We start from the raw sequence: 26,696 nt of genomic DNA on the forward strand, positions 1-26,696 counted from the left end.
AAAGAAACTTTGGAAAGAGATGTTTTGGTCAAGAAGTTTTTGCTTACTAACTACTGGTGGTTCGCCAATAGACGTAGTAAAGAAATATATTGAAAATCAAGGTGAAAAGTGAGGTGAAATGGTATGACAAAGCATAATAAGGCATATAAATTCCGTTTGTATCCAACAGAAGAACAAGCATATCTAATGCGTAAAACCTTCGGTTGTGTACGTTTTGTGTATAACAGAATGTTAGCTGAACGAAAAGAAGCGTACGAAAAATACAAAGATGATAAGCAACAACTAAAGAAACAAAAGCTTCCAACTCCTGCGAAATACAAAGCAGAATTTGAGTGGTTAAAAGAAGTTGATTCATTAGCTTTGGCAAATGCTCAACTAAACTTGCAAACTGCCTATAAGAATTTCTTTAGTGGTCAAAATGACTTTCCTACATTCAAAAGCAAAAAAGGTAGAAAATCATATACAACGAATGTAGTAAACGGAAATATTATGTTGCTTACTGGTCATATCAAATTGCCAAAATTGAAAATGGTACGTATCAAACAGCATAGAGAAATACCACAAGACCATATGATCAAGTCATGTACGATTTCTATGACACCTACCGGTAAATACTATGTGTCCATCTTGACTGAATACGAAAAAGAGATTGTACAAAAAGAAGTAGAAACAGTTGTTGGATTAGACTTTGCGATGGATGGATTATACGTCAGTTCTGAGGATGAGAAAGCCAATTATCCTAAGTTCTATCGTGAAATGTTAGACCGATTAGCAAAGGCACAACGAGTATTATCAAGAAGAACCAAAGGTTCTATTCGTCGGAATAAACAATGTATCCGTGTAGCTAAGTTACATGAAAAAGTAGCGAACCAACGTAAGAACTTCCTTCATCATAAGTCTAAAGAGTTAGCTACTCATTTTGATGTTGTAGCTATTGAAGACCTAAACATGAAAGGAATGTCGCGAGCACTTCATTTTGGAAAAAGTGTTGCTGATAATGGTTGGGGTATGTTCACTTCTTTCTTAGCTTATAAACTACACGAACAAGGAAAAAAACTTGTGAAAATAGACAGATGGTTTCCTTCCACAAAAACATGTAGCAGTTGTGGAAATGTAAAAAACATGTCATTGTCTGAGCGAGTCTATTCTTGTATATGCGGTGTAAATCTCGATAGAGATTATAATGCAGCTATCAATATCAAAAATGAAGCAATACGCCTATTAGCGTTAGCATAAATAGCAATAAAATAACCCTTGGAACAAGGGAGTTAGCTCGGCTGTCTTGGGACGAATTCGTTAGCTATCAAAAGTAACGACTAACCGAGAAGCCCCCACTTCAAACAGTCCGTTAGGGCGTTAAGTGGTGGGTAGTTCACAACAAAGCGCTTTGGAAAAAATTGAGCATTTAAAGAATTTATATAAGGCTGATAAAAATGAGGAATTAGATATAGAAATAGAAGTGCATGTGGAATCAAAAATATATGGTGGATTTAGTCGTTTTGATGGAGAAAAGTATTCTTTGGTACTTTATATTGACCTTATTTATACGGTGGATAATTTTCTATTTACTTTATTAGAAGGAGTACTTCCTGAAAATGAAGCTGCTAGAAAGGGATTTTTTAATCTTCTTTTGCCAAAAGAGGAATATAGCTTAGAAAAGGCAAAAATATTTCAGATGTATTTAAGAGATATGTGTATAGACATTATTATTTATCATGAGTTTGGTCATATTCTAAATGGACACTTGAGGTATATTCATTTTGACTTGAAAGATAACGAAAGCACAATGCACATGGATTCCTCTTTAAACTTTATTGAACCCCTAGAAAGTAGAACTTTGGAATTGGATGCGGATTCTTTTGCTGCTACACGTATAATAGCTCGGTATGCACATGATAAATCAGTGGAACAAGTTCCATTAAGGGTGGTTTATAATAAGACACACGCCTTTATACTTAATATAATTAGTGCAGTTTTTGTATTTTCTTTATCCTACAATAGCTTAGGTAGGAAGAAACCTAAAGCTGACTTAAACGAATTGAAGTATTTGCCACCGCGTACAAGATTAGATCACTATATACAATGTTGTATAAATGCATACGAGAATCTTAATAAAGATGAACCATTAGATAAAGACTTCAAAGACATGGATTTTTGGAGAGAGGTAGTCGGAAATATTGAAGAGAATGCAAATATATATAATCGTGATGTTTTTAGTGTGGGGACGCAAGAGATTTCTAGGGATAATAACTTAGAGGAATTACAAGAGGAAAATCTAAATCATATACACGATTTAAACAATTATTGGACAAACAGGTTAAGAGATAAGTTGGTTAAATATGCTTATTTTGAATTAGCAAAGTAGGTTTTAGTTTGATAATAATGTAATCAAAGAAAGAGAGTATGATTTAATAAATAGATTAACATTTGAAACTTAATTAACAATAAGTTGTACTGTCTAAGAAGCATATAATCAAAAAAATTCCTCGAAAAATAATCAGCTCGGTTTATCGAGCTGATTATTACATCCAGAAATCCTCAAAGTCTACGCTGTAACCTTTTCTTTTTAAGGCCCTAATTAGTTTTTGGCCATTCCCTAATGAAGGCTTGTATGTATTTGAACGAGAAATACGACTAATTGTATTTTGATTTACTCCACTCCATTCCTTTAATTTGGTTTGAGTAATATTATTTCTTCTTAAAAATTTACCAAACTTTGATAATGGTTTCCCCAAGCCAAACATTGTGAACACTCCTATTCTTAAATCCTCTATTAATCACATCTTTACCAAAGCATGTTTTTTTTAAACAAAAGTGTTAATAATGTACAAGCCCCACGCAATATGATGTATCAAGGTAGCCACCATGGTATCTAGCAAATTTATTACCAAAGTAGTTACCAAATCAACTAGTCTTTGTACTAGCAAAGTATCTATCATGTTAACGACCAAGATAATGCTATCAAGGTAATAAGCGTATAAACCCTATATTTATCTAGTTTGTTCATTCTGTTTATAGAGGGGGCATTTAAATGCGTGGTAGGAAGGAAACAATTTCTTTTCGTGAGTTTATGGATCGGTTATACGAAAAGAAAGAAAAGAAAATACGTAAATACAATTCATTAAGTCCTTTTGCATTTCTTCATATGTCGGATCAGGTATTACATACTTACATTGCATTAGGGGTAATGGGAACGGTTTTAATCGGAGCAGTCATGTTAGAAAAATATTTGGTGCGACATGACCATATATCCGCAGCTAAATTTGTGAGTGAAGGAATTTATCACGGTATGCGAATTGGTGGAGTTTGTTTGATTGGATATGTATTTATTCGCATCGTAATCATGTTTTAGGGGGGAGTATATGCGAATGATAAAGAAGTGGCTTCATACACAAAGGTTAAGGAATCAACTTATAGAGGTATTTGGAAAAGCAGGTCTATTTACGGAACATCAAACACGCGGGGGGAAAGTGCCTATCTATCCAAAGGTACATAATATATCTTCTTCAAAAGAAAATGTGAGATATGTATTTACCATACCAAACGGATTAGATCCACAGAAGATTGAAAAGAAGTGGTTTTGTTTCCAGCAAATATTAGGGCGGAATATTACCATTGAAGGGGATGTGAAAAAGTTTGTACTACATGTATTCCATTCAGATGCTGGGCTAAAATCGTACAATTATTGTTATAAAGAATGGCAGCCACTATTAAAAGATTACCGTGTACCTGTTGTGGTCGGCAGGGACCAATTCGGAAAAATGATTGCGTACGATATGATTGACTCCAATTCACCACATTTATTAATTGCAGGAGAAACGGGAAGCGGGAAAAGTAGTATGGTACGTGTTGTGCTATCCACACTCATTCAATATATGTCTCCTGAAAAATTGCATTTGTACCTTGGTGACTTAAAAAACTCTGAATTTCATTTTTTGCGTAGAGTGAAGCATGTAAAAGAAGTTTGTATGGAAGAAATCGAAATGAAAATAATGCTTCAAAAGTTATGGAAGGAAATCAGAGAACGAAGAAAACTTATGGAAGAATATGAAGTTGATCATATTGATGCGTACAACAAATTAAATCCTAATCATCAAAAACCATATATTCTACTTGCTATCGATGAGGTGGCTATGCTTAAAGATGAAAAAGAGTGTATGGCTACAATTGAAAAGATTTCAGCAGTCGGCCGCTCACTTGGGGTGTTTCTTATGCTTAGTATGCAGCGGCCAGATGCGAAAGTGTTGGATGGTAAGTTAAAGCTCAATATGACTGTAAGAATCGGTTTTAAATGTGATAGTGCAATTAATAGCAATATCATGGGTACTCCTGGCTCAGAGCATTTAGAGCAATCTGGCCAAATGATTTTAAAACGAAATGGATTAAAGAAAGTGCAAGCTCCTTATTTGGAATTAAGTAAGGCGAAGCAAATTGTTGAACCATATCGCATGTCTAAAGAGGAGAAAATACTCCAGAATCCTCTACAAGAAGAAATTCCGTTATTTGGGGTGTTAGATGATGAAGAGTAGAGATAAAGGAATTCTGAAGGATTTGAAGCGATTTAGATGCATGTCCCGAGACGATATTATTGACTTGCATTTTCAAGGCTTAAAGAATGCGATAACTTGCTGTAATACGGTTATGAAACGATTAAGAAGAGATGGTCACGTTGATGCTAACGTATTGCAACACCCATACATTTATTTTCCGCAACCCAGTTCTATCAGAAAGACAAGTCAAAAAATCCCTCATTTCCTTGGTATTGTGGACGTATACAAACAACTCGTTCATTATGAAAATCCTAAACTATTCAAAGTTGAACCAAAGTATGGGAAAGAATATATGGAGCCGGATGCTTTTACTATATGGCGTAGATCACCATTCTTTATTGAAGTTCAAAAGTCAGTGTACAGTAAAAAAATAATGCAAGATAAGATAAACAGATACGAGTTATACTTCCATAGCCAAGAATGGCACAATGAATCCTGGCAACCGAAAGGTTCTAAATTCTTTCCTTCAATCCTTATAATTACTGACAAACATTACGACGTTCAATCTCCCCATTTACGTATATTTCAGGCGAATTCTATAGAAAGTTTTATGAATAATTTAACAGTGAAATCATAAAGAAAGCCTGCATAGTGCAGAGCTTTTTTCTTTTCAATAATATATTAAGTCATGTGTGATGATGATTGTTAGAATGCAGTAAATGAGCAAAGTAAATTTAAAGTAAGTTATGAAATAGTAATAAAGTATATTAAAAAGATAGGGTAAAACTTCTTCTAGAATGATATCTCCATAATTAATAACTTGTATGATAACCTCTCGATTATCACTATATCCATTCATATCTACAACTTGTCCCACATATTCGCTTGTACCAATATCTTTTTAAAGTACTCTAAAAAATGCACTTTATATTTTCTTTATCTTATCTTTATCTTATTTTTAAATTTCTATATTAAACTTTAAACCTAAAAGAAATAAATTTGAGTCTAAAAGGGGCAGAGAAATAGATGATTATTATATATTTTGTAAATAACCAACCGCCATTGAAAAATTGAATTTCTTATACGAGGAGGAATATATGAAGGATACGAGTAAAAAACAAATTATTAAAGTATTCCTTATTAGTATTTTAGGTTTAGGAACAATGCTTGGAATACTATATTTTAATCATAAAACTAATATTCAACAAAATAAAGCGCTCGCTACCGAAAAACGTGTATTGCAATATGAGCCTACCTTGAAAAAAGAATTAGAAAAATATAATTTAGGAGGGAAAACAGCAGTTTTATTAGGAATTATGTACCAAGAGAGTAGAGGTGAGGGAAACGACCCTATGCAGTCATCTGAATCACTTGGATTAAAGCCAAATGAAATTCAAGAGACAAGCTTGAGCATTAAACAAGGGGTAAAACACTTTGCTAAAATGTACAAATATGGAACGGAAAAAGAAGTTAGCATGGATACAATTATTCAAAGCTATAATATGGGGCCAGGGTATATTGATTTTATTGCTAGTCAAGAAGTTAAACAACACTCGGAAGATTCGGCCAAAAAGTTTTCTAAGATGAAAGTTGATCAAAATCCAGCGATGTACACTTGTGGTGGAAATAAAAATAATTTTAGGTATCCATATTGTTATGGTGATTTCACATATGCCACAAAGGTGAATGAAAAAACAATACTTATTGAAGAACTTCTTCGAAATGTACATGACTCTTCTAAATAAGCTGTATAATGATACCGTCAGTTATCAACAATAAAATATTAGAATATAACTTATACTTTAAACTATTTACGAAAGAAGTTATGGGAATTCTAGAACTATAAAAGTACAAATCTTAGAACTATGATTAAAGTGGAGAACACTGTAGTAACTGTATATCATGAGGAGGAAAGTACTTCAGTGGATTCTTTACTTGCTTTAACAATTAAAAACAAATTAAGCGTTACATGAACATATTGAAAAAAGGCATCTTAAGGTGTCTTTTTTTGTTTTGGAAATTTTTTTCATATTTTGCCGTAAACGAAACATAATATTACTAAAATCAGTGGAGGTGTGTAAGAAATGCAAATTCGCGAAAATAATAATTCAAACGAAATCTTGATAGCAGCTGCAGCAAGTGCTATTGAGCAAATGAAATATGAAATTGCTCAGGAGTTTGGTGTTACCCTTGGACCGGATTCAACAGCACGAGCGAATGGTTCAGTAGGTGGAGAAATTACAAAACGTTTAGTTCGTATGGCGCAAGAACAATTATCAGGTCGATATAAAATTCACTAAAGTTAAAGGTATATCCTGTTGAAAGGATATACCTTTTTAATTTTTTGAAAGAGGATAATGAAAATTTGATTGTTAGTTAAGTTTAGAAATTGCAAATTTAGCTGTGAAATTCATCTTTTTCATGTAAGAAGAATTTACTCCTACTTGAAATTGAACAGAAATATTACCATCTTTTTGTACTTTGAATACGCGGCCATATGGTGAATTAGCATTGTAGGTGCCAATTATTTGATTATCTGCATCAAAGACCGTATAAGAAATTGGGAACCCAGAATTTTGTACAAAGACTGTAAGTTCTTCTCCTTTATTGAGATTAAATGTTTCTTTTTGAGAAACTTCATAGGAACTCATAGAGTAATATTTTGTAAATACAATCATAAATAATGGAGCTCGTTCATGAGCTATTGTGTTATTGTCATTGGCGCTGTGTAAATTGTATCAACAGAACTGTCAGCATTTGTAACTTCAACTTTATAACGGAATGTGCCTGCATCCCAAATATCTTCGCCATTGCCTGAGAAAGTAACTATTTCTTCATTTGTACCAGCTGGTAACATAGAGTTCCAATTGAACCAAGTTTCATAATAGTCCCAGCCAGTTTCATATTGTTTTTCGATAGAAACTTTGTAATTCACACTTTCAGCTCTATCATTTGTAACTTTTGCAATGACATTTTGTCCAAATCCGTATTCCGTAGCGTGTAATTGAATTGTGAAATTGTTCACCGTTTCGCTAGGACCACAAATGTAACGGCAGTATTCGCTTGCTCCGTCAGCGTGTGCTTTAGATGTGTTAATGTTCATAGCCGTGAAACCGCCTAAAGCTAAAGCTCCTGTTAATAATACTTTACCAAATGTTTTCATTTGAAATTCCCCCTGGGTATGTTTTCAATTTGTTTGGTAGATGTCACATCAAGTAGTTTTATAACATCAATCAAATCGAATGCTCTTTTTTTCTCGATTACATTTACTTCCAATCTTTCATCTTGGATAATTCAACCTGTACATAAAATTTCATAGTTTTGATTCCACTTGTATGTATCTTAATGTACATAGAATAAATCCGTTAATATGTTGATTGCCCATGATACGTTTGGTTTATTTACTTGTATTGCCACTTCATTACCGTTTATTGGTAAAAAGGTGATTTCATTATACATAATATTGTAATCTACTGACAAGAGACAATAATGCTGATATAGCCATTAATAGGAAAAAAAAGTATTAAAGAAGGGCGGTGTTCAAAACGAAGATAAAAACAATTGAAATGCGTGAGAAACGATTTGCAGAACTATTAGAGCACAGGTACTGTGAGAGTTTGTAAGTGCTGTAACAGAAGAGAGTAAGAAGCAGGAATTAGAGTCTACACCAGATTTATTAGAAGATCATCTATTCATACATGTAAAAGAAACCATTCAAATTTAAGGGATGAAAAAGAGTATAACAAAAGCCTCTGTAAAAACAGAGGCTTTTGTTATATAAAGATAGATAATTTATGGAAGCATATGTAAGATTAATTAATCATAAATTTGTTAATTCTGGATTAGTTGTAGAGCTTTCATCTGTTCTAAAAGAATTAAATTGTTTTGTTCAATCATCTTTGCCACTGCTTCAAAATAAGCTTGATTCTCAAGAACCTCAATCTGCTTCTCTTTAGGAAGAGATTGAAGTATTTCTTTTATTTCTTTACACTCGTATATATTATTTTCTGATTATTCTACTAATTTATTGCGACGATTTGTGTATTCAAGTGCACCTAAAGTCGCTAATGCGCGAGTATCTAGTCCAAGGATTTCCATGCATTCATCTCCTTTCCTCTACAAATAATTCGATAGGGGAAAGGAGATTCCTTTAGAGATTTGGTAGAGTTTTTAGTTGGTTAAATAATATGTTATTTACTAGTGGTTTTGGTGAAGTCTTATAAAACAAAAGAAATTGAGTTGGTTAATCCCTTTTTATGGTAAAATTAATTTAAATGATATTTTCTATATATCTGATTTTTTGAAAGTGGATACTTAATTTTATTTGGGGATGAGAAAGAGAGGAACAAAATGAAATTAGCAATTCAAACTAAAAATTTAACGAAGTCTTTTGCAAATCAATCCATTGTAAGGGATATAAACTTATCTGTTCCTGAAGGAAGTTTATATGCTTTTATTGGACCAAATGGTGCAGGGAAAACAACAACTATGCGGATGTTATTAGGATTAATTCCATTAGATAAAGGAACGATATTGTTTAATAATAAAGATATAAAAGAATGGAAAGAAGGATTATTTGAACATGTGGGTTGTTTTATTGATTCACCTACCTATTATCCTAATCTAACAGCATATGAAAATTTAGCCTATGTACAAAAAATGATAAATAAACCTTTAGATGAAATAGATAGAGTATTAAAAACTACAGGAATATATAAAGCAAAAGATAAAAAAGTTAAAGATTTTTCTTTAGGAATGAAACAAAGGCTAGGTATTTCCTTTGCTATTCTAAATAATCCTAAAATACTAATTCTTGACGAGCCAACAAATGGATTAGATCCAGAGGGAGTACATGAGATAAGGCGTTTATTACTTCATTTAGTAAAAAATGAGGGAAAGACTATATTTATTTCTAGTCATAATTTAGCTGAAATTGAAATGATAGCAGATCACATAGCATTACTACATAAGGGTAGCGTACTCTATGAAGGGAAATTAGACAGTATTATTACTTCTGGAGAATATATCATTCATATTAATAATACGGCTGCTACAGAAAGGATTTTAAGTAAAGAAGGTATACCTTATAGTATTGAAAAGGAAGGGGTACTCAAAATAAGAATAGATCAAGATAGTGTTCCTAATTTAACCAGAATATTAATTAGAAATGATATAGATATTTTTGAGGTTAGTCCTAAAAAGCCAACATTAGAGGAAGTTTTTTTATCTTTCACTAAACAAAAGGAGTTACTATAATAATGCAATTTATCTTTAAAAGTGTAAATAGTGAGATGAGGAAAATTGGTGGGAGAAAATTATTATTAATTTCTTTGTCTTTTTCATTATTATCAAGCTTTTTGTGTATAAGTTATTTTATTTTTAATAAGAATCATCCAGACATGTTTCAATCTACAAATCTTATAGCAATTACAGTAAACTTTAATACACTAACGCTAAGTATTTTTTCTGCTTGTATGTGGTATTTTATCATTTCTTCGGAAAATAAATATGGTACTTGGGCTATTATTTATACAAAGCCCATTTCGAAATTTAAGCTATTGGTAGCTAAAAATTTATTGTTTATACTGTTCTATTTAATCTTTAATATTTTGAATTTTTTGGTTATATGTATTTATACTTATATAAATGGATATGAAATATCAATACTTTATTTTTTAAAAATGTTGATACTTTGTACGATTTTATCTTTAGCAATACCATATTCTCAATTGCTTATTCATTTAATTATAAAAAAGGGAATTCTTGCGGCATCCTTGTCAGTTATTTGGCTTTTTTTTATCGTAACATATGGATTATTCCCTTTAATATTTACAAAGACATTTCCAATATTTTATGCATTGAATATAGTAAGTGACGTAGTGTTTAACGAAATAACGATTTTATTATATCTTGCAAGTTCTTCAATATATATTTTAGGAATTATGTTATTGACTGTGAGTTTTAAATATTATACATATGAATAATAAAGGGTGAAACAAGTGGGTATTTTAGGTGAATATAAAAAAAGTCTTCATAATGGATTGTATATCCTGTTACTAGTATTTCTGTTGATACCAATTAGTTTTCAAGTTTTTCTAACTGTATCGGCTCAATTAAAAGATGGCGTTGCTATGCATATAGCGATTCTGAGCCTTTTTTGTAGGTTATTTTTACCCATTGCGATAGGTCTATTAGTGTCATTTTCTTTTGTAAACGAATTCAGAAGAAAAGGATATATGTCTGCTATTTATCATGGAATCACTTTAAAAACCATATTAAGTAATAAGTTTTTGTTTTGCTTACTAATTACTTTTTGTTATTTAATATGTGCTTTAATCATAACTAGTATACCTATAGTATTAACGGTTGATAATCTCGGGACTGTTTATCAAAGTTTAAGTTTTTCTATACTTTTTATGGTAATTAGCTCTTTAATTATTGTGAATCTACATTTTTTAATAAATATAATATTTTATAAAATCCCGTTACTTTCATTATTAGTAGGGGTTATAGGTGGACTTGGTAGCTTTTTTATCTCTCATACAAACTATTGGATACTATTCCCTTGGTCATATCCAATTATGAGTCTTTATATTGATAGCATTGAAACAACACAATTGTATATTATTCTCATTGTATATGTATTATCGTTACTAGGTTGTATATTTATTAATAAAAAATCAATGAGATGGAATTAAAGTTACATGGAATAACAACTAATGAAATAAATAAATTAAAAGTTGTTGTAAAGGCATATATCTATGAGAATGTGGCAGGAATGAGAAATGAACTTTGTAGTTACTTTAACTTGGATTAAAGGAGATTTAATAATTGTTTAATAGAGTTCGTTTCCTCGTTAATACAGAGTTCCTGGGCTTGAAGGGTAGACCCGTAAAAAATGGTAACGTGAATAGTCCGAAACAAATGTGTTTCGGACTATAGGTTCAAAATTTTATCCATTTTCATTCAACATTTTGTAAAAGTAAAGAGGTCGAATTTTCTGATTTTTTAATAAGGAAAAATATATTACGTTAATCAATAGATACTCCACCAGAGACACTCGGTATTGTTGGTGCTGGCGTATCTCCACCATTAAACGAAGATTGTTGTAATACATTTAAACTAATCATGCTACATGCTAATGCACTTGCTACTACCATACTTAATACAATTTTCTTTATCTTTTTCATTATTTTAACGCTCCTTTTCTCAAATGTTTCTTATCAGCATTATTACTAATATAGAAATATTTGCTTGCCTTAACATGATTATCGGCTTCATAAAATTGGATTGCTAAAATCTCTGCATATTCTTTTACACAATCCCACATTTCCTCTTTTTCAAAATAAGAAATTGCATCAGTAGCTACTTTTTCTAGTTTAATTCTAGGTAGTTCTGTGATTAGTTCATTTAAAACTGCGAAACGATGCTTATATTCTTCATTTCCTGATTCATTTGTATACTTCATTCCTTGCTTGATATATGATTTTGCTGTTTCAATGCCTTCTAAATTATAATATGCTCTTGCTAAGACAAATAATGCTTTAAAATGATTCGGTAGGGTATTTATAATTTCAGAACTCTGTCTGATCGCCAATGGATATAAATCTTGAATATTATATAACCAACCCAAATTATGACGTACTCTTAATAATAATTGTTCTTCATCATACTTCTTAAAAACATCAATAACCGTATTGAGACATTCTTCAGCTCTTTCAAACTCTCTTAGATCTATACAAGCTAAACCGTATACATTGTCACATAAAGAAACATTAATTTCATAGCCTACATGATTCAGGTATATTTCTTTGGCCTTCACTACATGTTGAATCGCTTCAAATGGTTGATAAGATTGATAACAGTAAGTTGAAAATCTATACTCAAACTCAGCTTTTTCTACTGCATCAGGTATATCAATTAAAAGTTCTTCCGCCTTTTCATAGTGTGTTTTCGCTTCAGTATAATTTGCTAAAATTGTAGAGTGGATTGCCTTAAAGAAATAATAATAGTAAGCTAAAAATGAATATTCCTCTTTGATATTAGGGAGTTTTTCTATTTGATTAAAAGAATCTTTTGTAATACTCATTCCATCTACCAAGACTTTATATCTAAAATTCAGTAGGGAATAATAGAATGATACATATTGGTCTGTTTCTATTTCCTTTAAACGTTCTTTTACTTGTAGATATGTCTGTTTTGCTTCTTTTACATGATATAAACGAATTTCTTCATACCATTCATGTAATAATTCCATCAATTGTTTATTACTTTTTTCTTGAACAGTCATAATATCCCCCATTTCTCTGTAAAGGCTTATTCTGATAATAACAGGAATTAGATACATTAAATGTAACCTACGATTTTTTTCATTAATATACAGAATATTCCGAATTCTAGTAATGTCCATGCTTTTAAATTTGAAATAGTATAGTTAAGACAGTACAAGTTTCGTTAATGGTTTTTTTAAAATTCATTAACGGTTGTCTATTGAATACTTCTTATAAGAGGTGGCGTAGCACTATAGTAGAAAAAGAGAGAGCTTATACTGTTATGGTATTGAGAAATATATAGGGCTTATTAAGCTTCAAGGGATTCCTCGAAAATAAATAGAAGTATATCCATATCCATTTATATTGAAGAGGGAGCGTTAGTTTATGATAAGTTTTGGGATTAATTTACGCAATATTATTAGTTATACACAAGAGAGTAGGAATCTTAATAATATACGGATTTTAAGTAAGTTGGGTATAAGATTATTTGATATATATGGAGAACCATTACCTGTATCAGATGTTAATCGAGAATTAGTAACGGCATTAAAACGCCAAGACATAAATACGCAAAGATATATATTAAGTCATTTACAAGGTTAGAAAAACCGATATTATGCTGCGTTTTTTCATACATATGTTCTATCCTATAAACCAAGAAGCCATCATCGAAGGTTTGTGAAATTTCGTTTTCCTAAATCGGATGAATTACGTAGTAATATTTTCAAATTATTTGATTCGATACTACAGTATGTATCACCACGAAATGTATAAACCTCATCTATGTCAATAAGAACAGAATAAAGAATGTGTAATGAAGTACCCATCCAATTATTATGTGTATCACAATTGGATGGGTACTTTTTTACTTATTCCATAATAGGGACAAAAGTAAATGCATCGGATAATTATTATAATGCGAGTGTACAGATGTATCAAATGAAACTTCTATTTATAAGTGTGGTTCTTCTATTTAATGAGATATGATTTAATACTTTCTTAGTTTTGGTTAGGAAAGTTTATATACTTAAAGTAAAGGGCTAAATTTTAATTAAGGGGGAGGATAATTTGGAGGTGTATAACTTAGCTGCTCCTGCGCAAACAAAAAATGAAGATTTACCATTCGATATTTCTTGGATGACCGATTGGATTGTAGACTGGTTTGGTTCTTTGTTTAATGGCGGCAGTGATGTAATAAAAGATGGGGGAGATAAAATAGATGGTGCAGTTCATGCGAGTGTGCCTGCATTTTTTGATGTTATTTTTCTTATTCTTTCTGTAGTAATTTTAATATCATTATTAGTTTTTGGAGCTTCTTTATGGTTTAAACATATAAAGTGGAAAAAAAGATCTATATATTTTGGAGTAGGTTCATTTATTCTCATACTATTAATAAGGATTCTACCAGTGTTAATGTTGACAACACGTTCTTTTGATTTTCAAACCTTTATGAGTAATATGGTGGGCTTAATTACTTCTATAATTTTAGGAACAGCTGTATTAATGTTTCTAATATCTCTAGCATTAGGTATGCTTTATAAAAAATTTGAACATCCCAAATATGGAAAATGGAGTTCAAGTTTGAGATATAGTTCAATTTTTATATTTGTAATGACATTGTTAGTACCGGCCTTACTGCGTCATTTATAATCTTGGTTTATAAAAGGAGAAGGAGGAATAGTGCAGGTAATTTCTATAATGTTTCTGTGTAATTATGCTAGTGCTCGTTCTCCTCTAGATTTCTGAGTTAAGTCTAATACATTAAAAAGAATTTTGTTGTACGAAGTTTTGGCAAAGGGGGAGAGGTACTAGTGACTACTTTTGTTGTAATGGTGAGTATATTCTTAATTCTGTTTGTAATTGGTCCCAAAGCGACTAAGAGAAAAGAAGAAAGAGATAGAATTGAAAAAGAACATAAAGAGAAAATGGAGGCTTTAGAGGAAGAAAAGATTGACTTAGATATTAAGGGGACTAAAGTACGGTTACACAAGAAGCCTAAGCTGAAGAACAGTATATATAAAATAAAGAGTAATAGGTAACAAAAAATTGAATTGCATTTAAAGGGGAATTTAGTGAAGGCAGCAAAAAACTAAATCGGATTATATTTAAATACTAAGGGGGATTACAGACCTTTCCGAGCGAGAAAGCCCATCGCCTTTAGGCATGGGATGAAAGTGAGGTTGGATACGGAGTGCCACTAAAAATCGTAAGGTTTATGGTACTTTAAGTATCCAAAGTATAGGTAGTTTATTGAAATATATAAAATGCTGTAATTGATTAGGAATTTTTCAACACAAATAACTCCGTTTCAAATTATTCGAACGGAGTTATTTGTGTTGCTACCGATAACATCGAATTATGTTAACTGAAAATGCACCTTATACAAAAATTTTTTTCGCAGGAATTAAATTATTTTATAACGAATTACTAGAATAATTTTATACAAGAAAAAGGAGGAATTAACGTGAGAATAAAAATTGAAGAATTTGAACTTCCTCATATGGATTCAGGTCCTTATGGAATTACAAGGGGAAAAGATGGTGCCCTATGGTTTACACAACATAAAGCGAATCAAATAGGTCGAATGACTGTTGATGGTAAAGTGACTCATATTGATCTTCCTACTATCAATGCAGGTGTGCTATCTATAACTTCTACAGATCAGGGTGATATATGGTTTACTTGTCCAGAGATAATATAGTTGTTTTATTTACAATAAAGTCGTTTAAAACATAATAAAGTTGTTTAAAAAATGCTGGTCATGTTATTCAACAATCGGGCCATATTCTTGAATAAAGAAGGAATTTATATGAATAATCTTAAAATTGTAATTCATTCCAGAAAAGGTCATCGTTGTTAAATAAGGTACAAATATATAGTCCAACCAGTACCTGCCCATTATGTAATTCACTTAAAGGATATAAAGAATAAAAAGGCTCTAATATTGAATAAGAATATAAAGGGCGGAGCTTATTTGAAGACTTTTGAAGCTTTGTACTTTTATCTTTAAAACTAATATGCTTCATTTCTTAAGTGAGAAGGGAGAATGTCTTTTGAGCTTAAAACATGAGAAACATATGAGGTCAGAAATAGCTGATAAAACTTATTTGACTAAAGGATGGGGCTATGTTGCAGCTCTTGCACTGTTGCCGTATGCGATTTTAAAATCGCTTTGGGCATGGGGATCAACGGTAGGACTTACAACAAAACAAGCTGTACAAAATGTAGCAGGGTTTGGTGATACCTTAAAAGAAGGATCTGCTTTTCTATATACGTTATATACCATCGGAATAGACTTCACAGCTATCTTGGCGATACTGGCATCTTTATTTGCTTTAGCTCTCGTGACTTCCTGGGGGGAGAAACTACCAAAATGGTTATTAATCATATTAGGATGGTCAGTTGGGGTGTTGACAGTTCTAATTAGCTTCTTGACAGCTCTTCAATTTTTAGGAATGCTTCCAAAAGGATACACCGAAGGGTTAGCCATTTGGGTGTATGTGGTAACGTACGGAGGATTGTTCTTGTGGGGAGTAACTGTATTTATAGCGACTCTGTCGTTCCAGCATCGGATTAAAAACAAACAGTCCCCCAAAAAAAAGATATTTTAGGCAATAATTTACTTCGAGTACTTATCTTGAATATCCTTTCAGTGTTGGTGTTCCGGGACAATTTTCAACAATCGGGCCAGATTGTAGAGTAAAGTAAAGAATTATTAGAAAGTAAATCAAACCTCTACTTTCAATTTTGCTGCATATAATGATGGGGGGTGAAAGGAATTGAAGGTTAGTCAAATGAAATGGGCTGGTTATGCCACATGTATCTGGTCGCTCTTGTATATTCCGATTCACGTTTATTGGGCATTTGGAGGAATGGCATGGATGCCTGGGGTTTGGAAAGAGGAGGCGATGTGGGAAGCAGTAAACTGGGGAGCATCTGCAATGTTGTTAGTAGCTGCAATACTTGCGCTTTCACTGGTTCATCCTTGGGGGAAAAGTATCCCACGATGGTTAATGCTTGTTATGGGCTGGACTGCTTGTATACTTCCGTTCATGCATGCTGTATATGGCTATGTTACAAAGGGGCTCTTATTGGCGGGCATTATTCGTTTAGAGTTCTTTGATTTCTCTGCATGGGCAACTGTAAACGTCGAATATTTGATCCTAATTGACCTTTTACTTTTCGAACCTTGGTTTTTAATCGCAGGGATCTTATTCGGATTGGCTACTTTGCACTATCAGAGTGATATAAGGGGGAGTAATGGATTAACAATGTAATATTAAATAAGGTTTGAGCAATAAATAATGTAAAAAAACTGAAAAGTTACTGTAATTAATAATAATTGTGGATAAAATTTCAGATGTCTTATCCAATTAAAGGGCGCTTTAATTGAGCAAGGATTACAAAAATTATCAAACTTTTTTATAAAAGGATGATTCAATTGAATATAGAAAAAGCGTGTTTTGATCAAACTTTTTTCAAAGCACGCTTTTTCTATTTGTTCTTTTATCAAGGTTTATTAAGTTAATTTAATCAAACTTTATTCAAAAGCTACACTTGAACATCTAGATTGGCATTAATAGCCCATGGTTCTTCTTCAGGTACTAATTGGGGTAGCACCACACATCTATCAACTTAAGTATTTTATAACACACCTAAAACGAAAAAATGTGCATCTCCAGATGGAAATGTACATTTTTTTGTTTTGGGATACTTGTTTCTCTTATCTTAATAGTGATGTGGTGAGAACCATTAATTGTAATCATCATTTTGATAATCGTTATCTAATCTCAGCACTCTTCCATGTGGACGATATTTTATGTGAAAGGTACTATGTTATTACTTGTACTGAGGCTCTTCATGTTCAATTTGCAGAAGACGAGGATTTAAAGATTCAATAATTTCTTGAGTTTGTTGTGCTGCACCTGTATATAATTGTTTTGCTTGCTTGTTATCAGTATCAAGAACAAATCCTTCTAGGCATGCTTGAGCACTCTTTAATCCAGCGATAGTTTGTTTAAGTTTAGTACTTACTGTCATTTAGTATTCCTCCTTGTAAATGTAATTCAAAATATAGGATGCCTATTTTGTTATCATAGTACGATTTCTAATTTTAGGGTTATCAGGAATGATAACCCTAAATTAGAGTTATGTGAATGAGAAATTTTACAGTTAATTATTCAAAGGAGGATTTTTTAGCTAATAGATGCATGGAATAGTTTTTCCCCAATAACAAAAACTAACAGAAATAAAACGATAATATATAAAGGAGATTAAATATGCTGAAAAAGATAGGGGGAATTTTCCGAGTACTCCTCTTTTTATTTATCGGTGGATGTTTTGTTTTGCTTGTTTGGGGTGAAATTGACAGAACAATAGCCGAAAAAAGTGGGAGATATGGCCAGCAGCCTAATCAATACCCTCTTCGTCAAAGTGATATTACTATGTATACAGACGGGAAACAGTTAAACAATCAATTATTCTCAGATATAGAGAAAGCAAAGCATTACGTGCATATTAACTTTTTCTCTATTGCTGATGATAAAGTAAGTCATCAGTTTCTAGAGTTATTGCGGCAAAAAAGTCAGGAAGGTGTAGAAGTATACTATGCATTGGACAGGTTAGGTTAGGTGGAATTTTACTAAAGAAAAAGGAAAGAGAATTATTGGTTAAAAAAGGAGTTCATTTTACGTATTACAATAAACCTGCTTTTCCTTATCTTTTTTCTTCTTTAGATCATCGGAATCATCGTCGTATTTCAGTTATTGATGGAAAGATTGGATACATTGGCGGATTTAACATTGGCAAGAAGTATTTGGGGGAAAAAGAAAAACTTGGTTATTGGAGAGATTATCATCTTCAAATACGAGGAGAAGGAGTTCAAGATCTAGAACAACAATTTGTATTAGACTGGAAGAAAAACTCAGAGACACCGATTCCGATACACAGTGCAGTAAAAGAAAAGGGAGCAACCTCGCATCGATTTACTGCGTATTATAGCGGAGAAAAACTGGGGCAAGATTACGCAATGCTGTTTCAACAAGCAAAAGAATCCATCATTATATTAACACCTTATTTTATACCAAAAGACAGAACTATTTGGAAAGCATTAGTAGATGCAAGAAAGAGGGGAGTCCGTGTCAAAATTCTGTTCTCACCTCACTCAGATGCACTTTTAGTTAAAGAAGCAGCGTATCCATATATCCGAAAAGCATTAAAACAGGGAATAGAAGTATATGGTTATAAAAAGGGAGTGTTACACGGTAAAGTATTTTTGATTGACGAAAACGTATTGATGGTTGGGACCGTGAATTTTGATTCGCGCTCGTTTCATTTAAATGAAGAAATGAACTGTTATATCCAAGACCCTGTCTATATTTCGAAAATAAAGCCAGTCATTAATGCAGACTTACAAAATTCAAAGAGAGTAACATCCTCTGACGTCAATCAATTATCTATAAAAGAAAAAATGAAAGAAAAGGTTGCAAAAATGTTTGAGTATTATTTGTAAAAACAAAGAATTTTTATATTAAGGAATAGTAAAATGATAGGGGTCTCGCCACACATCCATCAACTTAAGAATTCGGAATTACCCCAAAATGAAAAATGAGCTTTTTTGTTACAAGTTAGCACAAAATTTCGTTCTGGGGGTACTATAAAATTTTAGCTTGATGGCGATGTAGTGCTACCCCGGTGTACAAAATGACAGTATTTCTTGCACCAGAATCAACAAAAGTAATTAAATGTAAAAAACGATTAAAAATCAAAACGTATGTTATTATTATATAGAGAATTGTAAATTAAAAGTGGCATCTGGAAGGGAATAGTTATAAATGAAAACCATAAAGGGGAAGCTATTTTTTAGCATTGATATTATAGGTTGTATTCTTTGCATTATAATGCTTATTATAAGTCTTGTTGATTTTAGAACATGGTTACATCCTTTTTTATTCTTTACCTTCGGACTAATTTTCCTTATTAATATAGTAAATACTCTTAAGGGAAAAGGGCGTAATTCAAATTAAAAATTTAAAAAATTTGATTCTCAAATGCTTATATTTTATAAAGTATGTTAGTGCTTTTTTAATAGGAGGCACCATCCATCACCATCAAGTTAAATAAAACTGTTAAAGAAATATGCCAAATTACAGGAGTGAGTCAGGCCGCTCTGTATCGTAGGTTAAAAGAACTTGAATAAAGTTCTTTTTTATTTGTAATTAAATTCCAGAGTGGCCCCTCATACCCAGAATCGTTTCCGTACCCTTACTACTGATAATGATGCGTTATGTAGGCCTCACGGTATAGATATGGGTTATACAGTTCTTCTTTTATGATACACTTCAATAAAAAGGGGGGAAGAGGTTTGAAAAAGTGGATTAAAATCACATCAACCTTAATTATTGCTATAGCAGTTGGTATTTTTATTGGTTACAAAGTCGGTACGTATGCAGGTTCAGACGTTAAGGAAAATCAGACAGAGAAAATTAAAGGGGAAGAGTTAATACTTGACCTCAATTCTGATCGTCATATAATCAATGCAATGCACAAAATGACTCATCAAAAAGTATTATCTCACGAAAAGCAAGGGTTTATCAAAATGACTCCAGAAAACATCGAAGTAGTACGTAGAGTAATCGATGAAAGTAATAGTGGAACTTTACAACATAAAGAACAGTACCTCAAGATTTTGGTCCGTTGGTATGAAGGGGATTTTTCTCAAGCGGTTGAGGAGCATAATTTATTATGGGAATGGGAGAATACCAGCACGGGAAAAGCATACGAATTAGCGACACCGGAGCAAGAAGAAGCTTACATTCTAGAACAAGGGAAGTCTGAAAAATAATAAAGGGGGTATCGTCACATTACTATCAACCTAAGATGACTTTATACCTATAATTCATAGAAAACGTATTTCTTTTTATAGAAATATACAGAAAGAATGGCATTTTTGTATGTTACATACTCTGAAAAAAGTAAACACTCCAAAAACAAAAAAATGAGCTGACTTCTCAAAATAACTAACTGTAGAGAAAGAAAATTTTCATTTAGGGGGTACTTCAAAACCTTAGCCTGATGGACATATGGCGGGACCCCATATAAGAAACAGCATTTCAATTAAATTATGATACGATTATAAAAAGGGAGGGAACGATATGCACACTTTACAAGAAGATATGTATGAACAATTGAAAGAGAAAAAAAGCGAAGTCACTATATTTTTAAAGAGTGGTGTTCGCATACCTGGGCAGATCATTGCAATGGATAAATTTACTGTCCTTATGATGGTTCATGGTAAGCAACAACTGGTCTATAAACAAGCCATTTCTACAATTGCTACGTAATACATACTAGATTTATGTAAAAATTTCTCAATATTATATTATTAACATATGCACTATAATATAAGTAGTTCTTTTTATTATTTATATTTTTGTTATTTCCTGTTGCAGAATCCTTATAATATTATAAGGATTCCTTTTTTTGTATCTAAAATTTACAAATAAAAAAAGATAAGATCGGCGAATACGATCTTATCTTAAGCATAAGGGAAAAACAAAAGGCAAAAACCATCTTAATATTTATAATATTATATTTTTTGTTAATTTTCGATACGAAACCCATATTTAACATCTATATCTATATTGAGAAAATTATTACAAATTTAGTTGTAAATGTTTTTAAAAACGAATGTAAACTTTTAGCCATTAGTTTACTTTCAATAAGGGGTAGGACGCCATGCCATCATGCTAAGATTTTGAAATATCCACAAAACGACAAAGCTAGCTTCCTTGGATACTATCGATAATGAGACGTTATGTTAACTTCACATGAATACGATATACAACCAAAATTACACAACATATCACTTCTTCTAAATGGAACAATAAGGAAAAAAGGGGATTCAAATGATTAAAGGAATTTTTGAAACACATATTAATGTAAGTAATTATAAAATATCCGCTGAATTCTATGAAAAATTACTCAATATCATTCCTTTATATGAAGATTCTAATCGGAAATCTAAATTTTATTGGATTGGAAACCCTGGAGAGGCCATGTTTGGCATTAGAGAAAACTATCCTTCACCGGAGATTCAGCGTCAACATTTCGCAGTGCTGAAGTTGGAAGCGAGAATAAATTTATTTCTGTAGGTGTACATTCAATTAGGTAATTAATAAACATAATGCAATTTAATAATTATTTTTAAATTATAACAATTATATTTTGACAATAATTAAAACTAAATATATAATCTAAATCTGTCGAAAGAAATAATTAATTGACATGTTTTTATGAAATCATAAAAGAAAGAATAGATGTTGAATCAAGTTTTTATATCGAATAGATTGAATGTTAGTATTTTTTAAAACAACTTCTTTCCTAGATCATATACTAAATTTTTAACAAAAAATTTAGTATATGATCTAGGAAAGAGGATTACATAAATAATTAAAAATATTTAATATTTTAAGAGAGGTAGTGATAGCTTAAGTAGAACTTCATGTTTAATGAGAGTATTATTTTGTTTTATGATAGTTTGTTTGCATAGCAAATGGAGGTATTTACAACATGCAGTAGACTCTGAAGAAAATACGAGTGATTTCTTCAAGAAAGCTTTCGGTTCTTTTCAAGTTTCTTAGTCTCGTATCATAACAATCAGAATCTGATTTATCCAATGACATAGAAGAGTTGAAGAAAGAGAAAAAGATGCTAGCAACAATTACTCAAACTAAGCTTAATATCCTAATAATATAATTAGTAAAGATTATTGATGTTTTAAAAATCTGTTCCGTTATATGTTAGGGGTTTGAATAACTTCTTCAAAGCTACAGCATATTTGTAACAACAGCCATTTCAATTTAATTTTTAGGGGGATAACATGGCTATATATTTAAAAAGAGTAACTTCTCTTTTTTTAACTTGTATGATTTTTATGTTTACTATAGGTCAAAATCTTGTACCAATAATAGGACATATAGTAAACGCACAAGAATTAAATTCAACAGGATTTGTTGATAGTTTTAAAATTGACAAAACGACACTACAGTATGGGGAACAGACAGGAATAAGAGTGAATTTCAGTGATAAATCTGGAAACAATATGAAGTCTGGAGATACGTTAACATTAAGCTTACCTACAGAATTACGTGGATTTAAGGTGTCAATTCCGTTAAATAATGATCAAAATCGTAATTTTGGTACTTGTGAAGTAAATGACAGTAATGTGGTATGTACATTTAATGATACAGTTGAGAAACTTCAGAATATTAGAGGGCATTTTAATTTTACAGTTCAAGCCTCTAATATAGCAGTGGGTGAAGAGAAAAATGTCCAAACAAATTTAGGGACAAATTTAGAATCTCAAACTGTAACTATTGTTAATCCAAATGGTGGTGGTACAGAACCTGGACAGTTTTTCTATAAATCAGGTGATATTCAACCAGACAAAGCGGATGAAGTACGCTGGTTCTTGAATATGAATTTAAAAAAAGAACAGTTAAATTCTGATATTGTTTTGTCTGATAGTTTGCAAGAAGGTCAAACGCTTAATAAAAATAGTTTCGGAATAGAAGTTAATGGAAATAGACCTTTATCAATTGAAGAATTTCAAAATCAAGGTTATGGATTGATTAAGTTTACTGGCGATAACTTATTTGAAGTCATTATTTATAAGAATTCTGCAAATGGAAAATCTTTTACTATTAGTTATAAGGCTACTATAAATGAAAGTGGCAAAAAACAAGAATTCTTTAAAAATAATTATACGATTAATTACCAGGTTATGAACGAAGAAGCGGTTTCTAATTCAGATAGTGCCTCAGTCAAAAACATAGCTTTTGGAGGTGGTGCTGAGGGTGACTTACCGCCAAAAGGAACTTTAAGAATTATTAAGCATCTTGAAGGGGATGAAGAAAAAGTAATATCAAATGTCTCATTTAAGTTATATACAGAATCGGGCCAACAAGTTGGTGATGTGTTTACAACAGATGGACAAGGTATGGTTGAAATCACTGGTTTAAATCCAGGTAATTATTATGTACAAGAGATTTCAGCTCCGAAGTATATTGATTTTGATCCACAGGCAAAAATAAGTTTTAAAATTGATTCAAATGCTACAGCTGGAGTTAAATTGCCGATTCCTAATAAAATTAAAACTATTAATATTCCAGTACTAAAAAAATGGGTCAATGCAACTGAAATCAAACCTAACATTCAAATTCAGTTGTTGAATGGTCATCATTCAGACGCAAACGTATCTGTTTTACAGACTATTAATTTAAATAATGGTAAGACATCTTATACATTTGAAAATTTACCTAAGTACAATGAACAAGGTGAGGAAATTCAATATGATGTCATAGAAAATAGTATACCTGATGGGTATGAATCAGTTGTAACAGGTACTCCTAACGAAGGGTTTACAATTACAAATACTAAAAAAGAAATACCAACGGTTTCAGTTACAGGAACGAAGACATGGAAAGACGAGAATGCGAAAGATCGTCCGAAAATGATCAAAGTAGACTTACTACAAAATGGCCAAGTGGTTGCGACGCAAGAAGTAACAGAAGCAACGGGTTGGAAATATGAATTTAAAGATTTAGCTGGATATGATGCCGAAGGCAAGGCATATAAGTACGAAGTGAAAGAACAACCAGTAGATGGATATAAAACAGAAGTAAAAGGGTATGACATTACAAATACAAAAGTAAGTCAAACAACAGTTACAGGAACGAAGACATGGAAAGACGAGAATGCGAAAGATCGTCCGAAAATGATCAAAGTAGACTTACTACAAAATGGCCAAGTGGTTGCGACGCAAGAAGTAACAGAAGCAACGGGTTGGAAATATGAATTTAAAGATTTAGCTGGATATGATGCCGAAGGCAAGGCATATAAGTACGAAGTGAAAGAACAACCAGTAGATGGATATAAGACAGAAGTAAAAGGATATGACATTACAAATACCAAGATCAAAGATCCTAAGGATCCTACAAACACAGGTGCAAACAACGATTCAAAAGTTCCACCTACTACAGAAAATGATAAGTCGACAGGACTACTTCCTAAAACAGGAGGAACACCAACAGAGATTATTTCAATCGTTGGAGGTATATTGTTGTTAGTTTTAGGGGGAATCCTATTTGTTCGTCAACGAGTTCAATAATAAAAAAGTTTTAGATTATTCAATGTAGGGGCTCAGCTGATATACATGTAAAAACGGGTCATATAGGGGTGATTATTCCCACTATATGACCCGTTTAACTTTTTATATTTTAACGAATTTACCGAAAGAATTCTCCTTCCTCAAGCGTGTGAAGGGCGATAGCCCAACGGTAGGTGGGAGATGAATTTTGGTTTGGCATAGCCAAAAACTTTTGATAAACTAGCTATATGAAGTTCTTTGATAACTTGATATAGGAGGTTGCAGGAAGAAAATAGAGTGCGAAAACCAAGCCATTCGGTTCCTGCGTAAAATATCAACCGTACCAAGAGAGCGTCCAAGCGTTGGACATCTAGGGGTGGAACACCCCGAAGTAACGCTCAGGGAGACGAAAGGTTACTTTCGTCGTGGAACTGAGAAGCTCCCACTTCAAGCTTTGCTAAGTGGCGAGTAGTTCACAATGGTTTCAAAATAAAGTTTTGTCTATTTAACACCTTCAATATATTTAGGAACATGAAAAAACAAAAAGATCAACTCTTTTGTAATAAAAGATTGATCTTTTTGTTTTTTCAAATGTTGGCCAAGTAGTTGCGACGCAAGAAGCAACAGAAGCAAATGGCTGGAAATATGAATTTAAAGATTTAGCTGGCGATGCCGAAGGCACGGCATCATGATATGAATAACTACAAAAAATGAAATTACATAACTTCTTTTAAGAGTTCTTGTACTAATGGGATTACGCCCCCTAAAAAATTTCAACAAGGCCATTACGATTTCCATCATGTTCTTCACTCTAAATATCTTTATATTTTTATTTAAAGATATCATTATAATACCTTGATTTTACAATAATAGCAATTTATTTGTTTATGCAATATTTCATAGCACATAGATGGTTAACTTTTAAGTTCTGGTGCAAAATTATCTGAATGGACAATGGGGAGATAAATGCCTCACGGCATTCAGTCTGATGCAGTTAGGTAGAAGAGAGTATGTATGAATTAACAATATTCGTTACACACCTTCATATTATATTCAGGTTAAAATGTATGTTTATTTGCAAGAAACCCCAAAAAGATAAAAGTACCATCGCAGTGATGATCAATGGCATCTACATGTCCTTCTAATTAATTTCAATCAAACTATTCTTTATAAAAGGAACATTCTATACCCATAAAGTAAAAAAAGATTTACGCAAGACTTTTATAACAGTTGTGCAAGAGAAATGAAAGAATTCTTATATATGATGAAATTAATCGGTTCTGGTGCAAAAATAAAAGAGAATAAAGTGCATATATCCCTAACAGAATTGTATTTTATGCTACCAGCCCAAACAATTTATGAATAAATTGTTTGGCTTAGCTTCATAAAATAGAAATGTAAGGGAAATTGCTACTCTATGTTGCTATCTAATATTTTTGCACCAAAACCATTTAACTTGATGTTGATGTGACGGAACCTCAAGTATGTAGAAATTTAAAAAAGTCCCTTCATAATACTAAAGGGACTTTGCTCACACAAATGATCTGTACATCAATTCATCTTTGATATACAGATCATTTGTATGATAATTTTTATAAATAATTGCGGAATAATGAACTTACATAAATGCTTTTAAAAGTTCTTGAACTAATGGAAGTGCTCCACCTACAAATTTTAAAACTGTCATTGCGATTGTCATATTATTTCCTCCTCTTTTTTCGTATCTAAGATATGATAATTTTTATAAATAATTGCGGAATAATAAACTTACATAAATGCTTTTAA

At 31.9% G+C, this 26,696-nt stretch carries 27 protein-coding genes and 6 pseudogenes; 25 read left to right on the forward strand and 8 right to left on the reverse strand.

Going from position 1 to position 26,696, the window contains the following annotated elements; all coding sequences use genetic code 11:
* The 3 genes from CQZ94_RS27160 to CQZ94_RS27170 all read left to right on the forward strand — a co-directional run.
* On the forward strand, positions 1-112 hold a 112-nt coding region (locus CQZ94_RS27160), incomplete at its 5' end, for a transposase (RefSeq protein ID WP_181149558.1).
* A gap of 11 nt (positions 113-123) precedes the next feature.
* Positions 124-1,236 (forward strand): RNA-guided endonuclease TnpB family protein, encoded by a 1,113-nt coding sequence (locus CQZ94_RS27165; RefSeq protein ID WP_105587991.1) that lies wholly within the window; start codon positions 124-126, stop codon positions 1,234-1,236.
* A 127-nt stretch (positions 1,237-1,363) separates the two neighbouring features.
* Positions 1,364-2,365, forward strand: a complete 1,002-nt coding sequence (locus tag CQZ94_RS27170) for a hypothetical protein (RefSeq protein WP_105587992.1) — start codon at positions 1,364-1,366, stop codon at positions 2,363-2,365.
* A gap of 157 nt (positions 2,366-2,522) precedes the next feature.
* Here CQZ94_RS27170 and CQZ94_RS27175 read toward each other — a convergent pair whose 3' ends face one another.
* Positions 2,523-2,744, reverse strand: coding sequence for a helix-turn-helix domain-containing protein (locus CQZ94_RS27175; RefSeq protein WP_105587993.1), 222 nt, complete (start codon positions 2,742-2,744; stop codon positions 2,523-2,525).
* A 287-nt stretch (positions 2,745-3,031) separates the two neighbouring features.
* On the opposite strand from CQZ94_RS27175, the gene CQZ94_RS27180 reads away from it, so the two are divergent.
* From CQZ94_RS27180 to CQZ94_RS27190, 3 genes are read left to right on the forward strand one after another with little or no spacing between them, the layout of a single operon-like run.
* Complete coding sequence (locus CQZ94_RS27180; RefSeq protein ID WP_105587994.1) at positions 3,032-3,352, forward strand: hypothetical protein; 321 nt, start codon at positions 3,032-3,034, stop codon at positions 3,350-3,352.
* A gap of 10 nt (positions 3,353-3,362) precedes the next feature.
* On the forward strand, positions 3,363-4,529 hold the full coding sequence (locus CQZ94_RS27185) for an FtsK/SpoIIIE domain-containing protein (protein ID WP_105587995.1): 1,167 nt from the start codon (positions 3,363-3,365) through the stop codon (positions 4,527-4,529).
* 22 nt (positions 4,530-4,551) lie between these two features.
* A complete protein-coding gene (locus CQZ94_RS27190) occupies positions 4,552-5,127 on the forward strand; it encodes a replication-relaxation family protein (RefSeq protein WP_105588008.1) in 576 nt (191 codons plus the stop codon).
* 120 nt (positions 5,128-5,247) lie between these two features.
* On the opposite strand, the pseudogene CQZ94_RS32015 reads toward CQZ94_RS27190, so the two are convergent.
* Positions 5,248-5,370: pseudogene (locus tag CQZ94_RS32015) on the reverse strand (vancomycin resistance histidine kinase VanS); the annotation flags it as partial.
* Positions 5,371-5,587: 217 nt separating this feature from the next.
* Here CQZ94_RS32015 and CQZ94_RS27200 point away from each other — a divergent pair.
* On the forward strand, positions 5,588-6,235 hold the full coding sequence (locus tag CQZ94_RS27200) for a lysozyme family protein (protein WP_105587997.1): 648 nt from the start codon (positions 5,588-5,590) through the stop codon (positions 6,233-6,235).
* 339 nt (positions 6,236-6,574) lie between these two features.
* Positions 6,575-6,790, forward strand: a complete 216-nt coding sequence (locus CQZ94_RS27205; protein ID WP_105587998.1) for an alpha/beta-type small acid-soluble spore protein — start codon at positions 6,575-6,577, stop codon at positions 6,788-6,790.
* A gap of 72 nt (positions 6,791-6,862) precedes the next feature.
* Here CQZ94_RS27205 and CQZ94_RS27210 read toward each other — a convergent pair.
* Positions 6,863-7,156 (reverse strand): annotated as a pseudogene (locus tag CQZ94_RS27210) (hypothetical protein); the annotation flags it as partial.
* A gap of 35 nt (positions 7,157-7,191) precedes the next feature.
* The gene (locus CQZ94_RS27215; RefSeq protein WP_002203249.1) at positions 7,192-7,653 is read right to left on the reverse strand and encodes a hypothetical protein; all 462 of its coding nucleotides are present in this window, start codon (positions 7,651-7,653) and stop codon (positions 7,192-7,194) included.
* A gap of 403 nt (positions 7,654-8,056) precedes the next feature.
* Between CQZ94_RS27215 and CQZ94_RS32020 the strand changes: the two are divergent.
* Positions 8,057-8,446: pseudogene (locus CQZ94_RS32020) on the forward strand (hypothetical protein).
* Here the strand turns inward: CQZ94_RS32020 and CQZ94_RS27220 are convergent.
* A pseudogene (locus CQZ94_RS27220) lies at positions 8,328-8,588 on the reverse strand (hypothetical protein); the annotation flags it as partial. The pseudogenes CQZ94_RS32020 and CQZ94_RS27220 overlap by 119 nt on opposite strands.
* A 252-nt stretch (positions 8,589-8,840) precedes the next feature.
* On the opposite strand from CQZ94_RS27220, the gene CQZ94_RS27225 reads away from it, so the two are divergent.
* From CQZ94_RS27225 to CQZ94_RS27235, 3 genes are read left to right on the forward strand one after another with little or no spacing between them, the layout of a single operon-like run.
* On the forward strand, positions 8,841-9,746 hold the full coding sequence (locus CQZ94_RS27225) for an ABC transporter ATP-binding protein (protein WP_002203252.1): 906 nt from the start codon (positions 8,841-8,843) through the stop codon (positions 9,744-9,746).
* Between the two features lie 2 nt (positions 9,747-9,748).
* On the forward strand, positions 9,749-10,474 hold the full coding sequence (locus CQZ94_RS27230; protein WP_105587999.1) for an ABC transporter permease: 726 nt from the start codon (positions 9,749-9,751) through the stop codon (positions 10,472-10,474).
* 15 nt (positions 10,475-10,489) lie between these two features.
* Positions 10,490-11,188, forward strand: coding sequence for an ABC-2 family transporter permease (locus tag CQZ94_RS27235; RefSeq protein WP_002203254.1), 699 nt, complete (start codon positions 10,490-10,492; stop codon positions 11,186-11,188).
* 333 nt (positions 11,189-11,521) lie between these two features.
* Here CQZ94_RS27235 and CQZ94_RS27240 read toward each other — a convergent pair whose 3' ends face one another.
* Together CQZ94_RS27240 and CQZ94_RS27245 are read right to left on the reverse strand one after the other, a co-directional pair.
* Positions 11,522-11,680: a Phr family secreted Rap phosphatase inhibitor gene (locus tag CQZ94_RS27240; protein WP_002203255.1), complete on the reverse strand. Its 159-nt coding sequence runs from the start codon at positions 11,678-11,680 to the stop codon at positions 11,522-11,524.
* Positions 11,680-12,780, reverse strand: coding sequence for a response regulator aspartate phosphatase (locus tag CQZ94_RS27245; protein ID WP_142395950.1), 1,101 nt, complete (start codon positions 12,778-12,780; stop codon positions 11,680-11,682). Before CQZ94_RS27245 ends, CQZ94_RS27240 begins: the two co-directional genes overlap by 1 nt.
* A 367-nt stretch (positions 12,781-13,147) precedes the next feature.
* Here CQZ94_RS27245 and CQZ94_RS27250 point away from each other — a divergent pair, with 367 nt between their 5' ends.
* From CQZ94_RS27250 to CQZ94_RS27285, 7 genes and pseudogenes are all read left to right on the forward strand, one after another.
* Positions 13,148-13,366 carry a hypothetical protein gene (locus tag CQZ94_RS27250; RefSeq protein WP_002191476.1) on the forward strand — a complete coding sequence of 73 codons (219 nt, stop codon included), beginning with the start codon at positions 13,148-13,150 and terminating at the stop codon, positions 13,364-13,366.
* A 33-nt stretch (positions 13,367-13,399) separates the two neighbouring features.
* Positions 13,400-13,534, forward strand: a pseudogene (locus CQZ94_RS32025) (DNA-binding protein); the annotation flags it as partial.
* Between the two features lie 279 nt (positions 13,535-13,813).
* Positions 13,814-14,413 carry a hypothetical protein gene (locus CQZ94_RS27260; RefSeq protein ID WP_081339808.1) on the forward strand — a complete coding sequence of 200 codons (600 nt, stop codon included), beginning with the start codon at positions 13,814-13,816 and terminating at the stop codon, positions 14,411-14,413.
* Positions 14,414-14,574: 161 nt separating this feature from the next.
* Complete coding sequence (locus CQZ94_RS27265; protein ID WP_002203304.1) at positions 14,575-14,802, forward strand: hypothetical protein; 228 nt, start codon at positions 14,575-14,577, stop codon at positions 14,800-14,802.
* Between the two features lie 425 nt (positions 14,803-15,227).
* On the forward strand, positions 15,228-15,464 hold the full coding sequence (locus CQZ94_RS27275; RefSeq protein WP_258166062.1) for a virginiamycin B lyase family protein: 237 nt from the start codon (positions 15,228-15,230) through the stop codon (positions 15,462-15,464).
* Between the two features lie 352 nt (positions 15,465-15,816).
* The gene (locus CQZ94_RS27280; protein WP_105588001.1) at positions 15,817-16,374 is read left to right on the forward strand and encodes a hypothetical protein; all 558 of its coding nucleotides are present in this window, start codon (positions 15,817-15,819) and stop codon (positions 16,372-16,374) included.
* A 168-nt stretch (positions 16,375-16,542) separates the two neighbouring features.
* Positions 16,543-17,040, forward strand: a complete 498-nt coding sequence (locus tag CQZ94_RS27285) for a DUF3995 domain-containing protein (RefSeq protein WP_258166063.1) — start codon at positions 16,543-16,545, stop codon at positions 17,038-17,040.
* Between the two features lie 562 nt (positions 17,041-17,602).
* Here the strand turns inward: CQZ94_RS27285 and CQZ94_RS27290 are convergent.
* A complete protein-coding gene (locus tag CQZ94_RS27290; protein ID WP_105588002.1) occupies positions 17,603-17,803 on the reverse strand; it encodes a DUF1657 domain-containing protein in 201 nt (66 codons plus the stop codon).
* A 239-nt stretch (positions 17,804-18,042) separates the two neighbouring features.
* Here CQZ94_RS27290 and CQZ94_RS27295 point away from each other — a divergent pair.
* The 6 genes and pseudogenes from CQZ94_RS27295 to CQZ94_RS32030 all read left to right on the forward strand — a co-directional run bounded on the left by CQZ94_RS27295 (position 18,043) and on the right by CQZ94_RS32030 (position 26,277).
* Positions 18,043-19,274: pseudogene (locus tag CQZ94_RS27295) on the forward strand (phospholipase D-like domain-containing protein).
* A gap of 852 nt (positions 19,275-20,126) precedes the next feature.
* A complete protein-coding gene (locus tag CQZ94_RS27305; RefSeq protein WP_105588004.1) occupies positions 20,127-20,606 on the forward strand; it encodes a PRK06770 family protein in 480 nt (159 codons plus the stop codon).
* A 310-nt stretch (positions 20,607-20,916) separates the two neighbouring features.
* Complete coding sequence (gene hfq / locus CQZ94_RS27315; RefSeq protein WP_105588006.1) at positions 20,917-21,105, forward strand: RNA chaperone Hfq; 189 nt, start codon at positions 20,917-20,919, stop codon at positions 21,103-21,105.
* Positions 21,106-21,669: 564 nt separating this feature from the next.
* Positions 21,670-21,915: a hypothetical protein gene (locus CQZ94_RS27325; RefSeq protein ID WP_181149559.1), complete on the forward strand. Its 246-nt coding sequence runs from the start codon at positions 21,670-21,672 to the stop codon at positions 21,913-21,915.
* Positions 21,916-22,643: 728 nt separating this feature from the next.
* On the forward strand, positions 22,644-24,932 hold the full coding sequence (locus CQZ94_RS27330; RefSeq protein ID WP_105588007.1) for a Cna B-type domain-containing protein: 2,289 nt from the start codon (positions 22,644-22,646) through the stop codon (positions 24,930-24,932).
* A 1,222-nt stretch (positions 24,933-26,154) separates the two neighbouring features.
* A complete protein-coding gene (locus CQZ94_RS32030) occupies positions 26,155-26,277 on the forward strand; it encodes a hypothetical protein (RefSeq protein ID WP_258166064.1) in 123 nt (40 codons plus the stop codon).
* The last annotated feature ends 419 nt before the right edge of the window (positions 26,278-26,696 follow it).

The sequence above is a fragment of the Bacillus sp. MYb209 genome, from assembly GCF_002975175.1.
Lineage (GTDB): Bacteria > Bacillota > Bacilli > Bacillales > Bacillaceae_G > Bacillus_A.

What these genes read in the sequence shown, in the direction of transcription:
- CQZ94_RS27185 (WP_105587995.1), top strand. Translation starts at nt 3,363, where the DNA reads ATGCGAATGATAAAGAAGTGGCTTCATACACAAAGGTTAAGGAATCAA.
- CQZ94_RS27240 (WP_002203255.1), bottom strand. Translation starts at nt 11,680, where the DNA reads ATGAAAAAGATAAAGAAAATTGTATTAAGTATGGTAGTAGCAAGTGCA.
- CQZ94_RS27205 (WP_105587998.1), top strand. Translation starts at nt 6,575, where the DNA reads ATGCAAATTCGCGAAAATAATAATTCAAACGAAATCTTGATAGCAGCT.
- CQZ94_RS27225 (WP_002203252.1), top strand. Translation starts at nt 8,841, where the DNA reads ATGAAATTAGCAATTCAAACTAAAAATTTAACGAAGTCTTTTGCAAAT.
- CQZ94_RS27215 (WP_002203249.1), bottom strand. Translation starts at nt 7,653, where the DNA reads ATGAAAACATTTGGTAAAGTATTATTAACAGGAGCTTTAGCTTTAGGC.
- CQZ94_RS27180 (WP_105587994.1), top strand. Translation starts at nt 3,032, where the DNA reads ATGCGTGGTAGGAAGGAAACAATTTCTTTTCGTGAGTTTATGGATCGG.
- CQZ94_RS27230 (WP_105587999.1), top strand. Translation starts at nt 9,749, where the DNA reads ATGCAATTTATCTTTAAAAGTGTAAATAGTGAGATGAGGAAAATTGGT.
- hfq (WP_105588006.1), top strand. Translation starts at nt 20,917, where the DNA reads ATGCACACTTTACAAGAAGATATGTATGAACAATTGAAAGAGAAAAAA.
- CQZ94_RS27165 (WP_105587991.1), top strand. Translation starts at nt 124, where the DNA reads ATGACAAAGCATAATAAGGCATATAAATTCCGTTTGTATCCAACAGAA.
- CQZ94_RS32030 (WP_258166064.1), top strand. Translation starts at nt 26,155, where the DNA reads ATGAAAGAATTCTTATATATGATGAAATTAATCGGTTCTGGTGCAAAA.
- CQZ94_RS27175 (WP_105587993.1), bottom strand. Translation starts at nt 2,744, where the DNA reads ATGTTTGGCTTGGGGAAACCATTATCAAAGTTTGGTAAATTTTTAAGA.
- CQZ94_RS27330 (WP_105588007.1), top strand. Translation starts at nt 22,644, where the DNA reads ATGGCTATATATTTAAAAAGAGTAACTTCTCTTTTTTTAACTTGTATG.
- CQZ94_RS27245 (WP_142395950.1), bottom strand. Translation starts at nt 12,780, where the DNA reads ATGACTGTTCAAGAAAAAAGTAATAAACAATTGATGGAATTATTACAT.
- CQZ94_RS27290 (WP_105588002.1), bottom strand. Translation starts at nt 17,803, where the DNA reads ATGACAGTAAGTACTAAACTTAAACAAACTATCGCTGGATTAAAGAGT.
- CQZ94_RS27200 (WP_105587997.1), top strand. Translation starts at nt 5,588, where the DNA reads ATGAAGGATACGAGTAAAAAACAAATTATTAAAGTATTCCTTATTAGT.
- CQZ94_RS27250 (WP_002191476.1), top strand. Translation starts at nt 13,148, where the DNA reads ATGATAAGTTTTGGGATTAATTTACGCAATATTATTAGTTATACACAA.
- CQZ94_RS27325 (WP_181149559.1), top strand. Translation starts at nt 21,670, where the DNA reads ATGATTAAAGGAATTTTTGAAACACATATTAATGTAAGTAATTATAAA.